Raw genomic sequence first — 420 nt, forward strand, 5'->3', positions numbered from 1 at the left:
TTAGTACGCCCCCATTTACAGATTTGGATACTGCTTTTTTAAATATTCAACCTGAGCCTTATAGTAATCACGCTCTTCTTCAACAGTTTTAAAATGAATCCGTTTGCCTTTTAAAGGGTTCGGTATGCCTTTCATTTTATTATTTTCCCCACGAGTATCTGTAATTTCACCACATTCTTTATATTTTTTTACCCAATTTTTAAGTTGTGTAGAGCTTCTCATCTGATATTTCTCCGCTATCATATCGTAGCTTCCTTCACCGTTTAAATAACTTTGAACAGCTGATAACTTTATCTCATTTGAGTATGTATTAAATGTTGTACCTTTTTTGGCCATGAAAAATCCCCTCCAAGTAATAGTGTAACATCCATGTGTATACATGGTCTTTTTCACACTGTCTACCTAAAGGGGATAATATCA

At 34.0% G+C, this 420-nt stretch carries 1 protein-coding gene; it reads right to left on the reverse strand.

What is annotated here, in order from left to right:
- Positions 1-15 precede the first annotated feature (15 nt).
- On the reverse strand, positions 16-336 hold the full coding sequence (locus tag JDS82_RS29060; protein ID WP_197229282.1) for a helix-turn-helix domain-containing protein: 321 nt from the start codon (positions 334-336) through the stop codon (positions 16-18).
- Positions 337-420: the final 84 nt, after the last annotated feature.

The organism is Bacillus cereus group sp. N14 (assembly GCF_016483555.1).
Classification (GTDB): Bacteria; Bacillota; Bacilli; order Bacillales; family Bacillaceae_G; genus Bacillus_A; species Bacillus_A wiedmannii.